Raw genomic sequence first — 13757 nt, 5'->3', positions numbered from 1 at the left:
CTGAATGGCCCAGATAACCCTCTGCTTTGATTTTGGCAATACCCGGCAGAAATATGCGGTGTTTAAGGATGCAATCCTGCAGGAAGTTAACTTGCTGGCAGATACCAGTTCAGTCACAATAAGTAAGGTGCTGGCAGCATATCTTCCCCAGAAAACCATATTATCATCAGTTATTGACCATGAACCGGCTGTTGAGCGTATTCTTATGGATGAGTCAGGTTTTCACAAGCTTTCCCATTTAACGAAATTACCCTTTACGACTCCTGTCGGAAAGCCTGCTACCATAGGTGCCGATCGCCTGGCGCTTGTAGCAGCGGCCGTAAATCTTTTTCCGGGTAAGAATAACCTGGCAATTGCCCTTGGAACCTGTATAACATACAATTTCGTCAACAGGAACCATGAATTACTTGGCGGGGGTATATCCCCCGGCATGGAAATGCGGTTTCGCAGCCTGAAAGACTACACCGCAAAATTGCCGCTGGTACAGGAGGATTGGAATTTTCCGCTGGTAGGCTACGATACGGTAACAAATATAACCAGCGGGGTTATTTTGGGCATGGCTAAGGAAATTGATGGATTTATCGATGCATATAAGGCCAGGTACGGGAACTTTAACGCGGTCTTAACCGGGGGTAATTCGAGCTATTTTGTACCGCACCTAAAAAACAAGATATTTGCCGACCAGAATTTAATATTTAAAGGACTGTATGCGATCAGCGAGTGTAATTAAACGACCAATAGCCCAATTATTGTTAACCGTACTGCTATTTTGCGGGGTAGTAACCAATGCCCAGCAGAATTCTCCTTCTTCCCGGTATGGTTGGGGCAGCCTGGTACCAAGCACCCCAATCGCAACAAGGGGGATGGGCGGCATAGGGGTCGGGTATGTTGACTATGATGCCCGCTATGATTTCAAATACCAGTACCCGCACTCCCAGACAGTAAATTTTTTAAACCCGGCTTCATACGCCAAATTGAAAATAACCTCCTTTGACCTTGGCTTGGATTTTGAAAGCCAGGTACTTTCAGAAAAGGGGCAGACAGATAAATACAAAGCTACATATGCGAATATTTCCTATGTTCAATTGGGGATCCCATTGAGCCGGAAGAAAAATTTCGCCATGGTCCTGGGACTGAAGCCTGTATCAAATGTTAGTTACCAGATTCAGTCATTTGCCAGGGAAGCAAACCCTGAAACCGGAAATTCCATTGATTCCACCCTGACGTTTTACCAGGGTACGGGGGGCTCCTACCAGTTTTTTGCGGGACTGGGAAAGTCTTTTGGGAAGTTTAGTTTTGGTATAAATACCGGTTATTTTTTTGGCACAAAGGACTTTAGCACCAGGAAGGAATTTATAAACGATACCGTAACCTACTACAAGGGAAACAACGAAACTAAAATCAATTTCGGGGGTATTTTTTTTCAACCCGGAATTCAATTTTCAACCAGGTTAAGCCCGACCATGCGCCTCGTGTTGGGTGCTACTGCACAATTTAAGACCGACTACAGTGCACACAAAGATGTCATCAGGGACACTTATGTATATGATGCCAATGGCGGCCTGATACCGAGGGATACCGTATACAAAGAACTTAATGTACCAGGTACAGTAACTTTCCCCGGGTCTTATTCTGGTGGATTTACTTTGGAAAAAGTTGATAAATGGTTGGTTGGTTTTGACTATACAACCAGCGGTTGGGATGATTTCAGGATTTTTGGACAGAAAGATAGTGTGGCATCAAACTGGAAAATTAAATTTGGCGGCCAGGTGGTTCCGGATGCATTCGGTACAAATTTTTGGGGTCGCGTAGCCTATCGTGCGGGATTCAATTATGGCCCGAATTATTTCAAGTTCAACAATAAGCAATCCATGCAATATGCAGTTACGCTTGGATTTGGCCTGCCTGTCCGTCCGAACCGGTTCAGTAATCAATATTCCACCATTAACCTTGGGTTGGAATTTGGACGCAATGGAGATAACAATACTGCTTTGAAAGAAAACCTGTTCAGGTTATCCGTGGGATTCACCCTGAGCGATCTCTGGTTTGTTAAGCGCAAATATGATTAACAGATTTCCTTATATTAAAGTATCAGGATTGTTTTTGGCAGCACCCATTATGTGCTGCCTTTTTTTGATGTCCTGTGAAAACAGCAATGAGGAATTGCAGGCTTTATCAACCAAAAGGATAGCTGTTGAAGAAGCCAGGAATATTGAAAGCTACCTTAGCCAGGGCGGAAAGATGAAAGCGCGGTTAACCGCTCCTGTTATGAACAGGTACCAGACCGATACACCCTATATTGAATTTCCAAAGACGCTGCATGTTGATTTTTATAACGACAGTCTCAAAGTTGAAAGCCAGTTGAATGCAAAGTTCGGCCGCTATAAGGAAACGCAGCAGAAGGTCTTCCTGCGCGATAGTGTTGTTGTTTTTAATATTAAGAAAGACACACTGCGCAGTGATGAATTATGGTGGGACCAGAATACCCAGAAGTTTTATACAGATAAGCCGGTACAGATTCACCAGCCCGATAAAACCATATTTGGTAATGGACTCGAGGCCGATCAGTCCTTTAACTGGTGGATCATTAAACAGGTAACCGGCGAAGTCCTGGTACCTAAGCAGGGATTTGGCGCACTCGCCCCCAGGGATTCTACCAAAAGAACAGATTCTACGCTTGCCAGGGATACAGTCAAAGCAATCAAGTGAAATAGCTTCTTGTTTTATAGCGGCTCAGGAGGTTCTGATTTTATGTCCATAAGCCGCGTAATAAAAAATCACGATATAGCAGGGTATGACAATGCCGTATGCGGAATGCGCTGTAAAACGGTCGGCCAGGTAACCATATAATAATGGCAGAAGGGCGCCACCACCAATGGCCATAATTAAAAGGGACGCGCCGGTTTTGGTAAAACGGCCAAGTCCATCTATCGCCAGCGGCCAGATAGAAGGCCACATCAGTGCATTGGCTACTCCTAATAAAGCGATAAAAACAACTGAGGTGGTTCCATTGGTAAGAAGGGCAGTTACTGCGAATGCAACACCGGTAATGGATGAGAATAACAAGGCATTTTCCTGCTTAATATAACGGGGGATACAGGTAATCCCGATAAAATAACCGGCCAGCATATTAAGCAATGTGAAGCTGGCGAAGAATTTTGCATTGGACAGGGAAAAGCCCTGTACATGTGCAAAACCGGCAATCGTATCTACGGCAATTACTTCAACGCCCACATACAGAAATAAAGTAAATACGCCAATCAGCAGGTGCGGAAACTGCCAGATACTTTTTTTTCGGTGGGAAGAAAGGGTTGACACTTCTTCATCAATATCTGCATCTACTTCGGGCAGTCCGGAATAGTGAATAAGTAAAGAAAGCAGGATAAGGCATACTACCATGATGGTGTAGGGGAGGATTGCCTTGGAAGCAAGGGTATGCAGGGCCATTTCTTTATGCATGGGGTCCATCAGGGCAATGCTTGCTGTAAGTGAATCTGCATCCTGGAGGATAACTGATCCAAGGATCAGCGGGGCTAAAACACCCGCAACGCCATTGCAAATGCCCATAATGCTGATTCTTCGGGCCGCACTTTCTTTCGGCCCGAGAATAGTGATATAAGGATTGGAAGCTGTTTGCAAAAGAGTCAGGCCGGCCCCCTGGAAAAATAGTCCAACCAGAAATAAAAAATAATACCGGGTAAGTGCTGCAGGAATAAATATAACTGCGCCCACAGCCATTAAGAGCAATCCAACGGACATTCCTTTTTTGAAGCCAATTTTTTCCAGCACCCACGATGAGGGAATGGCCATCACTGTGTAGGAGATATAAAATGAAAAAGCCACAAAATAAGACTGGAAGCTATTAAGCTGGCAGGCTATACGCAGGTAGGGAATTAATACAGATCCGAGCCAGGTCACAAATCCGAAAACAAAAAAAAGAATGCCAATAATGAGGATGGGACGGCTACCCAGGAAATGCCGGTTCAATGGTGTCGTTTTCAATTGCGGGATTATTTGTTTTCAGTTAGTCCGGATAAATAGTCTAATGCATTTTGTACACTGCCTTGCTCCAGCAAAAGTGCTTTTGCTTTTTCGTAATCGGATAATGCAGCCAATTCCATAAGCATTTTAACTGCCCGGTCGGTGATCTTATCGTTAATCAGCAATACATTGACCATTTTATTATCTTTTACCCTGCCGAGTTGAATCATGGTAGTAGTGCTGATCATGTCGAAGATCAGCTTCTGTGCAGAGCCGCATTTCATGCGTGTACTTCCTGTTATGAATTCGGGGCCTGTAATCACTTCTACCGGGAAGTCGGCCTGTTCTGCAATAGGCGAACCAGGGTTGCTGACTAAGCAGCCTGTTGGGATGCCATGCTGCCTGCACCAGGTTAATGCACCAAGAACAAAGGGAGTTGTTCCGCTTGCTGAAATACCGAGGACCAGGTCCTTTTTTGAGATATGCTGCTTTTCGAGTTCACGCCAGCCGGTTTCGTATTCGTCTTCTTTTTCTTCAGGCGCTTCAGCAAGCCTGTCAACACCCCCGGCTAATATTACATTGAAAATTCCTTTTGGTATGCCATAGGTGGTAGGCAATTCGAGGGCGTCAAGTACTGAAAGCCTTCCTCCGCTGCCAGCACCGAGATAAAAAAACCTGCCGCCATTTTTTAGCTGGGTTACTATAGCGCCAATAAGCCGGTTAATTTGCGGCAGTGCTTTTTCAATCGCTAAAGGAACTGATTTGTCTTCCTGGTTAATAAGGACAGTGATTTCTTCGATGGATTTAGTTTCCAGGTGCCTGTGTTGGGAAGGTTCTTCAGTAATACGGGTCATTATTGCAATTTGTTGAATTGTTGAAAGGCTTAAAACTAGCACCATTCTTTGAAAAAAATTCTTAAAAGGTGCAGTTTTAAAGCTAAACAATTGAAATAGGCATAAAAAACCCTGGTCTTCAATTAAACCAGGGTTCCTTTATTAAGAAAAAAAATACTACAACTCGCCAGAAGTGCCCAGTTTTTTAATTTTGATGATTTGAAAGACCAGGTAAATAATAGTTCCCCATACACCAAGCACTATTGAATAAGCCATTGCAAGCAACCAGATTGGTGTTTTGAAACGGGTAGACCATAGTGTACGTTGGTCAAAGAAATGCTCGTTTGGTTTTACTGCAATGCCCCAGGGAACAGATTTTTCAACTTTCAAATTACCATAGGTATCATTTTCATCCACCCTGGCAACCAATATAAGGTTACCTTTTTCATCACCAGGCAGGTTCTTTTTTAATAATTCAGCGGAAACTTTTCCAGTGGAATCTGTAGTATAGGTAGCTTCATCCCCTGCTGTAAGAAGGCTTCCACCTATCCTGGCAACACCTACTTTAAGTTCTACATCAGGGGCTGGTATCCAATCCTTGCCATTATATGCTGAAACCGATACAGCAATTTTCCTGGTTTCCCCATCAGAAATGGTGTCTACGGTAATCTTTGATTTGGTAATATCAGTTTCAGCAGTGGCGGATTCATACTCTTTTGTGGCTTCCGTACTACCTATGAATTGATGTTGTGCTGATGCATCCCAAACTGATTTCAATGAAGCAGGAATAATCAGTTTTCCTAATCCCTCTTCATTGGTAATAGTTTTACCGATTAACTGATCAGGGGATTCCTTATCCAGGTAAACAGTTACAGCTATTCCCGGCACCTGTTTAAACTTCCCGGAAATTTTTGCTTTTGTATTTGCTAACAGGTACATCATCTGGTTATTATTCATGTAATAACCCACATTTAAAAGCAGCTTTGGTTTAACAGAGTCTTGCTGGGCTGCTGCACCAAGGGGCATGGCCATTACCAGTAAAAGGATGGCCCTGCCTATATTATTGATGTTCTTGCTCTTCATGTTGTTCGGTTATAGTTTCTTGAATAGGAATGATAGGGTAGATTCTTGCAAAAAAAGTAATCACCAGTAAGGCGCCTGCCAGGGAACCCATGGCTATGGCCCATTCTTCCCAGCTGGGGAAGTAATGGTGAAAATTTGCCGGCACTTCCTGCATGGGCAAAAATGGGTGCAGTAATGTAGGGGTTACGATGAGGTACCGTTTAAACCAGGCACCTACAACTATCATTACCCCGGCAATAAACATTGGAAACGGTTTCCTTCCTTTTTTAAACAACAGTATAATAATGGGAAGGATCATGCCTACCAGTATCGCAAACCAGAACATAGGTGCAAAATCCCCCGTAAACAAACTGGCTAAATGGGCTTCCTCTGATTTCTTCATTTTGAAGGCCGGAACCAGGTATTCATTAACATTAAAATACAGGTATAGCAAGGCAAGTAAAACCACTATACGGCCCATATTTTCAAAATGTAATTCAGTGATATATTTTTCCAGCTTATAGTATTTCCGGAAAACATACATGGCCACTACTACACCACCTGCCCCCACAAGGAATGCGCCAGATATGAAATATGCGCCGAAGTTAGTACTGTCCCAGCCCGGTCGGTAAGTCGTTGCAAATAACCAGGAGGTTACCGTATGGATACAAAAGGCAACAGGTATAATTGTTATACAAAGAACGTTGATGGACTTTTCACTGATTTTAAATTGCTCCCTTGTTCCTTTCCAGAATGAGCCTTGGAAACGATACAATTTATACAGGGAGTTCGTGGTTTTTTCTTTGAACCTGATCAGTATTTTAAGATCGGGTAATAATGGTAAATACAGTAATAAAAGGCTTATGCAAAAATAGGTTGCGATTACAATCACGTCCCACATAATTGGTGATTGGATGCGGCCGTGCAGGAACAGGTTCATGAACCTTTCAGGCCGGCCCATATCTACTATTATTATGAGGGATGCAAATACGATTGCTGAAACAGCAATTATTTCTGCAATCCTTGTCAGCGGGGTTGCCCATTTAACTTTTGCTATCCGGAAGATCGCAGTAATTAGTGAGCCAACAAGGCTGATGGCCACAAAGAATACAAAGTTGGATATGTAGATGCCCCAGGAAACATAGTCGCGCATATTGGTGACAGCCAGTCCGTATTTAAGCTGTCGGAAATAAGCGTAAGCGCCTATTAAACAGATGATGACCAGTGTGGTTGTCCAGATTAACCCGATCTTTCCGAATTTTTTCGGCAGAAGGTCCTGGGTGATTTGTTCGCTTGATAAAATAGTATTTTTTTCCACGAGCAGGAGTTTTAATGGTGGTGTAAATCATCGGGGTTTTGGTTTTCAACACCGGTTTCATATGGGAAATTCCGGCTAACAGGAGGCAGGTAATAAACGCTGGGTTTTGTGCCAAGGTCTTCCATTAGCCTGTACCCGGCTTTATCCTTTATCAGGTCACTGAAGCGGAAAGTTTCGGCCCCGTTTGTAACAGAATCTTCGTTTATGTCCCCAAAAAGAAATACGCCATTAGGGCATGCTGAAACGCAATGTGGTAGTGCGCCTTTTCTAACCATATCGGGACAAAAATCGCATTTGCCTACAGTTCCTTTTTTCTGGGGTACACTGGTTTCGCAGGAGTAGTGTTGTTTAGCAACTTCTTCAGGCATTTCAGGGGCATCCCAGTTAAAAACCCTTGTAGAGTAAGGGCAGGCTGCCATACAAAACCGGCAACCGACACAACGGTCGCTGTCAATGGCAACGATACCATCCTGCCTTTTAAAAGTAGCATCAACAGGACAAACCTTAACGCATGGTGGTTCATCACAATGCATGCAGGTAGTTGGTTGCCAGTATGGTGAAGATTGCTCTGAATCCTGCATGGAAAGCACTTTTATCCAACTTTGTCCGGGATGTACAAAATGCATATGGTTGCAGGCTGACTGGCATTTTTTAAGGTTTTTACACCTCGACAGGTCAATTACCATGGCAAATTTCTTACCTGGAATCCCTTTTCTTTCCTCACTATTGGATAATGTGGGCAGATCGGGCACTGGTTTTAAAAATGCCTTGTCAATTTCTATGATCTCCCCGTTTACGGAAAGTAATTTTACTTTTTCACCAGTAAGTTTTACTTCCTGGTCTGGCGCGAAAGGATTGTTGTTTTCGCCGCACCCAGCCAGGGCGGCTGTAGCCATTAGGCCAGATATGAGGAATTCCCTTCTTGATTTATCAGTATTTTCCATTGCAGTTTAAATTGATTAGGGATTATTTTTATTAACCCATTGCTGTAATTCGGCGTTGCTTATTTTTTTGGTTGCATTGGCCAAAAGGGATTTATCAATTTCCACCAGGGTTCCATCCTGGGAAAGCATCTTTACAGTTTCAGTTTTTTGTGTTTTCGGGCTTCTGAAATACTTTAGAATGCCAATTGATGACAGCGCTGCTGCACCCCACAACAGGAACTTTTTCCGGGTTTGGTTTTTGGTTTGTTGTTCCATAATTATTAATCTGAATTGAATAATTGATAGTGTAAATTATTGCGTAAACATTGATCATTTTATTACTTTCCTTAGGCAGCTATATGATCTTAATCATAAGGTTGGGCTGATTAAGCATAAAAAAAACCGGCCTGTTTTTAACAGGCCGGTTAAATTCATATATACTGCGGTTTATTTTTTTAATGACCGTATATAATTCACCAGTGTCCATCTTTCATCAGCTTCTGGTAATTTCTTTTTAAAGCTTGGCATATCATCCCTGCCTTCTGAAATTTTATAAAATAATGCCCCATCAGACTGAGACTGTGTTGTAGCGGTGGAAAAGTCACCAGGTTCAGTTTTTAGCTGCGCAGCTTTAGAACCATCACCCAATCCTTTTGCACCATGGCAGGATTTGCAATGGGTACTCCATAAGGTTTTTCCATCAGCCAATGAAGTGGCATCAGCTGCTACCGGGTTTTTCATTTTCTGGTAATTGTCCGGTACGGCCCAGGGCTTTGCCTGCTGTTCCTTAATAACAGTAAAACTAATGCTGGCAAAGCCGATGGCTAAAATGAGAATAACAAATAATTTTTTCATAATTGATAGATGTTTTGTTAGGTTAAATGTTATTTACAGTTTATAGAAATACAAGTAATATCATAGGAAAGGTAATCTAAAAACCGGTTTATTTAGCAGGCCCCTTGTTATTATTTGTTTTGTCGAAATAAAAGCCAAGGTCGGTATCTATATTAGCCATATCAGTAAGCATTGGGTCTTTTTTCCCATCAAAAATGAATAGGCCAAAAGGGTCTTTTGTATTTAAATCGATTATTATTTTATCAAATCCGCGTTTCTCAAAAAGTATGAACCTGTAATTATTTACATCTACAATTTTGGTGGCCGGGTAGTATTTTAAAATTACCTGCCTTGCATTTCTCATCATGTAAAAATTTTCATGGGTCAAGCTTTCAAATATCCGGGGATCTGTGCTGGCTTTTATTTTTTCAAGCTGTAAAGAATCGGGGCCGTAAAAAACTGCACTGGGAAAACCAACCTTAATAGTATCTGAAAAACTAGATGGTGGTTTCCCCTGTGCATTAACCGTGTGATCTTTTATTATTTTATCAACCTGGTGTTTTCCGGGTTTATCAGAACAGGCACCCAGGATCAGCAGGGGAAAATATAAATACCACCGGATCCTGAGTGCATGGACTGAAATCACCATAACTGAAAACATTATTCTAGTAATTCCACAACCTGGTAATATTAAATCCAATCCTGAACTGATGGCCTTCATGTTTATTGCCAGCAGCATCTGTATAACTACCAAACGGATTAGTGTCGTTATAAAGGTTATTACGTTGCGGACTAAGCAATCCATAACTGCCAGCAAAGATCTGGAAAGAGTGGCTGCTGGTACTAAATTCAAATCCGAAAGACAGGTTTGGATTAGGGTTATTTTGATTATGCTTAGTAAGCGGTTGGTCATAATTGACCATTACAGAAGTTACATTGGTTAATTTATACCTTCCCGAAATGGCAATCGCGAAATGGTTGAATTCCATTTCCTTATAAGTCGACGTACCTGTGCTGTCATTTTTTGTATAATATCCATTTACTGCATTCTGGTGGGAAACACTAGGAGCGACCTGAATAGAAAACTTATCAGTAACCTTCCTGGCGATAATCAACTGGTTAAAGAAAATCAGTCGCTGGGAATTGTATTTGAAAAGGCTGCCGTCCGGATCTTTCCTTGTATCGTAACCCATATTGCCATAATAGGTAATGCTTACCGGGTATTGGCCTTTGGTTTGTTTCATCAGTGCATATTTAGCACTGGCATCCCACAACATATTACTCTTTGTAATACCGATTCCAATGAAAAGGTTATTAATCGGAGAATAACTGGCACCAAGCCGGATATTGGAAGGTGCAAATAATCCCCAGAAATCATCGTAGCCATTTTCTGTTGTTCCAAACCTGTGCATAATTTCCATTTCGAAAGTACCTTTTTGCGGCACCATAACGGTTTGGTTATCTATGATCCAGAGACTTTCGAAAGTGTTCTTTACCGGTTTAACCTTTGCTGGTGCCGGTTTTACTGTCGCGGCGCCTGTGCTGTCCTGTGCGTTTACTGTTTCCTGGAATCCGAATAAGAAACAAAGCAGGCACATAGTAAATGAAAGCAGGAGATGCCTTTTATTTATATTTAGTTTCATTTTAATATTTTTTATAGCTTAATTATTCGGGGCACCATTTCTGATCCAGTCATACACTTTTTGCCTGTCTGTAGCAGAAGGAATATATTCCTTCATTTCACCGTTGATCATAATGTACAATTCACTTTCTTTTGGTACAGTAGTATTAACAAATCCACCGTTTATGATTTCATTGTAGGAAATACCTGTATTCATGTATGGGTGATGGTTACCAGATACGTGACAGCCTGCTTTTGCACATTGGTTATTGAACAGCGGCTCCAAATCTGTTTTATAGCTTACAAACTGTGGAGGGCCATCAGGGTCAACAGCGGCATTAGGATAAATTACATCCTGGTAACATCCTGTTAAGCCGGCACCCATTGTAAAAAGGAGGCCTATTATTATAAGTAGTTGTTTCATTGTAATACATTTTTGGATTATCATTTCCACTTATTATTGAAGTTCATATTACATTCAATATCAATTTTATCACCGATGCTTGTGCTTGGTATACCAAAATCCCTACAGTTAAACTGGAACAACAATTGCAATCCGAATACATAATAATACTGACCAGTTGGTTGAGCTTTGGTGATGTATTTTAGCCTTCCAACAAGTTCTTGTGTTATCGGAGCGGGATTAGCCATGCCTGCGGCGGTTGTATCCCATTTATGCCATGTCAGGTCAAATGTTACGATATAATCATTACTAGTCTTGTCAAATTCCACCTTTTTGGTTTTGATTTTTGCCAGGTTTATTATTTCAAGGTTTTGTGTTCCAGAAATAATGGGGACTGTGTTCATTCCTGGTATATTACAGCCAGCGTCGCGACCAGGTTCCCCGGTATTTGAGGTGTTGATCTGTACATATCCATTAAAATATGTTTTTGTGGGATCATTTTCATAGAAAGCCCATGAAGTGTCGGCCAGCGGTTGACCAGTTGTAACATATTTGAGCATTTTAGCGTTGGTTACATCATGCATACCAAACTGATTAAACCGGCCAGTCAGCAATCCGGCAGCTCCTACATAAGCGGTTGACCATAATGTACTTGAATGCACTTTATCAAGTTTCCAGGTAGTAGAATCCTTATCTCCCGGAATTCCAGCAAGGTGCACATTAGTGCCATGTGTAACAACAGGAGTAGTAGACGCCGGGGCAGGTGGTACCACATCTTCGTGGGTGCAACTTACAATATACCCAAATGTGGAGAAAAGTATAAGAACAAGTACAAGTATCTTGTTACTAAGCAGTTTCATAAAAAAGCGTTTTTAGTGTAAAAAATAATTACTGTAAAACTATTTCTGAATAAATGACGCTTTTATGACTTGCCTCAAAGCATTATGTGATTAAACTCATAAAATGGCTTAGTCTTATGGCCAGGGATACAATTCAAATAACCAGCAGACAGGTTTTCTATCGTCAGCCGGCATTTTTTTGGCGTAGGCGGGTAAGCAAAGACGACATAAATACCACCACTAACAAGGCGCAGAAATTAAGTACCAGGCTAGCCGTATAAACATTCATATCATTTTTAACCATATGTTTATCAATCTCTAATTGAGTGAATTGTATATATAAATCATGGATTAATAAGTATAGAAAAAACAAACTGTGTATAAGGCTTAAGGTTTTTTTCCTGGCAAGGGCAGGTATCCAGAAAAGGAGGGAAACAAGGGCCCAGGCCATTGCCCAGGGGTGGAATACTGACTGTTTAAAGTTGCTGAAAGAATAGTTGGGGTAAAATTTTTTTAACTGGAGCCCGAGATATAATGTTCCCACTAATGCATACGCGTTTGGCAATAACGAACCCGCCTTGCCGATATACCTGTTTTTTGAAAAACTATCACTTATCAGTATGGTAACGGCATAGATTAATGGATATCCGCTGAAAAAAGCGATCAATTCAATAAATTCCATATAGGAAAAAATACTGTTATCCATATAAATGATTAATGGCCAAATTGAATGCAATCAGGCGGGCTAAGCTACATTAAAATAAACCTATACTGCATCACTTATAATTTGATAAAAATTTTCTTTTTGTATAGGATATAGGCCGGTATAAAATTGATGCAAACATAAAATAATGCGTACAGCCAGGAGGCCAGGTTAGGTGCAAGCCCAATGGTTACCATCCAGTCCATGGCATGCTCATTTGGCGTTTTTCCACTGATCGGCAACTGGTAAAAAAACAGGGAAAGTAAATCCCCCATAAAATAAACGGTGATGGCATTTGCCCCGAAAATAACACCAGGTATACACCAGTCGTTATAGCCCAGGATATCGGATACGAAATAAAATGCACCAAATACCAGGGCAGCAAATCCTGCTGTAACCAATACAAAACTGCTTGTCCATAAATTTTCATTTACCGGAAATGCCAGTCCGAGAAAATAACCGGTTATTGCGCTGATTACACCAGCAGTCATCAGGTAATTCAGTTTAAGGTTATTGGAAATCGGCGCAAGCATTAGCCGGCCTGCGAGCATACCCAATATGCAGGTAGCGATTGATGGGAATGTGCTCATTATTCCTTCGGGGTCCCAGGTGCCCTGCCACATTTTTCCCGGTAAATATTTGCTGTCTACCCAGGCAGCCAGGTTCCTTCCTGGCTCAAGTATTACCATTCCTTCACCCGGGGTTGGGATGGTAGTCATTACGATCCAATAACCTGCCAGTATAAGCAATGCGATCCAGGCTTGCTGCTTCCAGTTTGTGTTCAGGAAAATTATCGCCGATACCAGGAATACAATGGCAATACGATGCAGGGTGCCTGTCCAGCGCAGGTTGTGTAAATCAAATTGTGGCATTGCATTAAGGAACATGCCAACAGCAAAAATTTTCAATGAACGGAATATAATTTTTTTATACAATGGAGGCTTGCTCATTCCGGTAGCTAACTTACCCGTATATGCGAATGCGATGGACATTCCCACAATAAAAAGAAAGTATGGGGCTACCTGGTCGGTAAAGCTCAGTCCGTTCCAGGTGGTATGCCGCAGGGTGAAAAAAACAGCGTCTTCGCTGCCTGGAAAATTTACCATGATCATGGCTGCTACCGTGTAGCCACGGAAAGCATCAAGCGAAATCAGCCGTTTGCCAATGGTTTGCATAATAAATGCTTTGCTGGTTGTTTAAAAGAATAGTTTAACTAATATAAGATTTCATATTTATGAAG

The 13757-nt window shown here is 41.8% G+C and carries 16 protein-coding genes; 3 read left to right on the top strand and 13 right to left on the bottom strand.

Going from position 1 to position 13757, the window contains the following annotated elements; translation table 11 throughout:
- Positions 1-4: 4 nt before the first annotated feature.
- Genes LAQ65_RS17085 through lptC form a run of 3 tightly spaced genes read left to right on the top strand, consistent with a single transcriptional unit; the run spans position 5 to position 2709 of the window.
- Positions 5-730: a type III pantothenate kinase gene (locus LAQ65_RS17085; protein WP_224118214.1), complete on the top strand. Its 726-nt coding sequence runs from the start codon at positions 5-7 to the stop codon at positions 728-730.
- Positions 708-2069: an outer membrane protein transport protein gene (locus LAQ65_RS17080; protein ID WP_224118213.1), complete on the top strand. Its 1362-nt coding sequence runs from the start codon at positions 708-710 to the stop codon at positions 2067-2069. The genes LAQ65_RS17085 and LAQ65_RS17080 overlap by 23 nt, the downstream gene beginning before the upstream one ends.
- Positions 2062-2709 (top strand): LPS export ABC transporter periplasmic protein LptC, encoded by a 648-nt coding sequence (gene lptC / locus LAQ65_RS17075; protein ID WP_224118212.1) that lies wholly within the window; start codon positions 2062-2064, stop codon positions 2707-2709. The genes LAQ65_RS17080 and lptC overlap by 8 nt, the downstream gene beginning before the upstream one ends.
- A gap of 24 nt (positions 2710-2733) precedes the next feature.
- Here lptC and LAQ65_RS17070 read toward each other — a convergent pair whose 3' ends face one another.
- The 13 genes from LAQ65_RS17070 to LAQ65_RS17010 all read right to left on the bottom strand — a co-directional run bounded on the left by LAQ65_RS17070 (position 2734) and on the right by LAQ65_RS17010 (position 13692).
- Entirely contained in the window at positions 2734-4002 is a 1269-nt protein-coding gene (locus LAQ65_RS17070) for a sugar MFS transporter (protein WP_224118211.1), read from the bottom strand.
- 8 nt (positions 4003-4010) lie between these two features.
- The gene (locus LAQ65_RS17065) at positions 4011-4835 is read right to left on the bottom strand and encodes an N-acetylmuramic acid 6-phosphate etherase (protein ID WP_224118210.1); all 825 of its coding nucleotides are present in this window, start codon (positions 4833-4835) and stop codon (positions 4011-4013) included.
- A 156-nt stretch (positions 4836-4991) separates the two neighbouring features.
- On the bottom strand, positions 4992-5897 hold the full coding sequence (locus LAQ65_RS17060; RefSeq protein ID WP_224118209.1) for a hypothetical protein: 906 nt from the start codon (positions 5895-5897) through the stop codon (positions 4992-4994).
- Entirely contained in the window at positions 5875-7194 is a 1320-nt protein-coding gene (gene nrfD / locus LAQ65_RS17055; RefSeq protein WP_224118208.1) for an NrfD/PsrC family molybdoenzyme membrane anchor subunit, read from the bottom strand. Before nrfD ends, LAQ65_RS17060 begins: the two co-directional genes overlap by 23 nt.
- A gap of 11 nt (positions 7195-7205) precedes the next feature.
- Positions 7206-8138 (bottom strand): 4Fe-4S dicluster domain-containing protein, encoded by a 933-nt coding sequence (locus LAQ65_RS17050; RefSeq protein ID WP_224118207.1) that lies wholly within the window; start codon positions 8136-8138, stop codon positions 7206-7208.
- A 15-nt stretch (positions 8139-8153) separates the two neighbouring features.
- Entirely contained in the window at positions 8154-8393 is a 240-nt protein-coding gene (locus tag LAQ65_RS17045; protein ID WP_224118206.1) for a hypothetical protein, read from the bottom strand.
- 171 nt (positions 8394-8564) lie between these two features.
- Entirely contained in the window at positions 8565-8972 is a 408-nt protein-coding gene (locus tag LAQ65_RS17040) for a c-type cytochrome (RefSeq protein ID WP_224118205.1), read from the bottom strand.
- 88 nt (positions 8973-9060) lie between these two features.
- Positions 9061-9600, bottom strand: coding sequence for a hypothetical protein (locus LAQ65_RS17035; RefSeq protein WP_224118204.1), 540 nt, complete (start codon positions 9598-9600; stop codon positions 9061-9063).
- A 16-nt stretch (positions 9601-9616) separates the two neighbouring features.
- On the bottom strand, positions 9617-10594 hold the full coding sequence (locus LAQ65_RS17030; protein WP_224118203.1) for a DUF5777 family beta-barrel protein: 978 nt from the start codon (positions 10592-10594) through the stop codon (positions 9617-9619).
- An 18-nt stretch (positions 10595-10612) separates the two neighbouring features.
- On the bottom strand, positions 10613-10996 hold the full coding sequence (locus LAQ65_RS17025) for a hypothetical protein (RefSeq protein ID WP_224118202.1): 384 nt from the start codon (positions 10994-10996) through the stop codon (positions 10613-10615).
- Positions 10997-11016: 20 nt separating this feature from the next.
- Positions 11017-11835, bottom strand: a complete 819-nt coding sequence (locus LAQ65_RS17020; protein ID WP_224118201.1) for a hypothetical protein — start codon at positions 11833-11835, stop codon at positions 11017-11019.
- Between the two features lie 163 nt (positions 11836-11998).
- Positions 11999-12520: a hypothetical protein gene (locus LAQ65_RS17015; RefSeq protein WP_224118200.1), complete on the bottom strand. Its 522-nt coding sequence runs from the start codon at positions 12518-12520 to the stop codon at positions 11999-12001.
- A 74-nt stretch (positions 12521-12594) separates the two neighbouring features.
- Positions 12595-13692: an acyltransferase family protein gene (locus LAQ65_RS17010; protein ID WP_224118199.1), complete on the bottom strand. Its 1098-nt coding sequence runs from the start codon at positions 13690-13692 to the stop codon at positions 12595-12597.
- Positions 13693-13757: the final 65 nt, after the last annotated feature.

The sequence above is a fragment of the Flavihumibacter profundi genome, assembly GCF_020076305.1.
In the GTDB taxonomy this organism is placed as follows: domain Bacteria; phylum Bacteroidota; class Bacteroidia; order Chitinophagales; family Chitinophagaceae; genus Flavihumibacter; species Flavihumibacter profundi.
This window is presented reverse-complemented; position numbering and strand designations above follow the sequence as displayed.

Excerpts from the sequence above, each read along its gene's own strand:
- LAQ65_RS17085 (WP_224118214.1), top strand. The coding sequence starts at position 5 with ATGGCCCAGATAACCCTCTGCTTTGATTTTGGCAATACCCGGCAGAAA.
- LAQ65_RS17080 (WP_224118213.1), top strand. The coding sequence starts at position 708 with ATGCGATCAGCGAGTGTAATTAAACGACCAATAGCCCAATTATTGTTA.
- lptC (WP_224118212.1), top strand. The coding sequence starts at position 2,062 with ATGATTAACAGATTTCCTTATATTAAAGTATCAGGATTGTTTTTGGCA.
- LAQ65_RS17065 (WP_224118210.1), bottom strand. The coding sequence starts at position 4,835 with ATGACCCGTATTACTGAAGAACCTTCCCAACACAGGCACCTGGAAACT.
- LAQ65_RS17060 (WP_224118209.1), bottom strand. The coding sequence starts at position 5,897 with ATGAAGAGCAAGAACATCAATAATATAGGCAGGGCCATCCTTTTACTG.
- LAQ65_RS17050 (WP_224118207.1), bottom strand. The coding sequence starts at position 8,138 with ATGGAAAATACTGATAAATCAAGAAGGGAATTCCTCATATCTGGCCTA.
- LAQ65_RS17045 (WP_224118206.1), bottom strand. The coding sequence starts at position 8,393 with ATGGAACAACAAACCAAAAACCAAACCCGGAAAAAGTTCCTGTTGTGG.
- LAQ65_RS17040 (WP_224118205.1), bottom strand. The coding sequence starts at position 8,972 with ATGAAAAAATTATTTGTTATTCTCATTTTAGCCATCGGCTTTGCCAGC.
- LAQ65_RS17035 (WP_224118204.1), bottom strand. The coding sequence starts at position 9,600 with ATGGTGATTTCAGTCCATGCACTCAGGATCCGGTGGTATTTATATTTT.
- LAQ65_RS17030 (WP_224118203.1), bottom strand. The coding sequence starts at position 10,594 with ATGAAACTAAATATAAATAAAAGGCATCTCCTGCTTTCATTTACTATG.
- LAQ65_RS17025 (WP_224118202.1), bottom strand. The coding sequence starts at position 10,996 with ATGAAACAACTACTTATAATAATAGGCCTCCTTTTTACAATGGGTGCC.
- LAQ65_RS17020 (WP_224118201.1), bottom strand. The coding sequence starts at position 11,835 with ATGAAACTGCTTAGTAACAAGATACTTGTACTTGTTCTTATACTTTTC.
- LAQ65_RS17015 (WP_224118200.1), bottom strand. The coding sequence starts at position 12,520 with ATGGATAACAGTATTTTTTCCTATATGGAATTTATTGAATTGATCGCT.
- LAQ65_RS17010 (WP_224118199.1), bottom strand. The coding sequence starts at position 13,692 with ATGCAAACCATTGGCAAACGGCTGATTTCGCTTGATGCTTTCCGTGGC.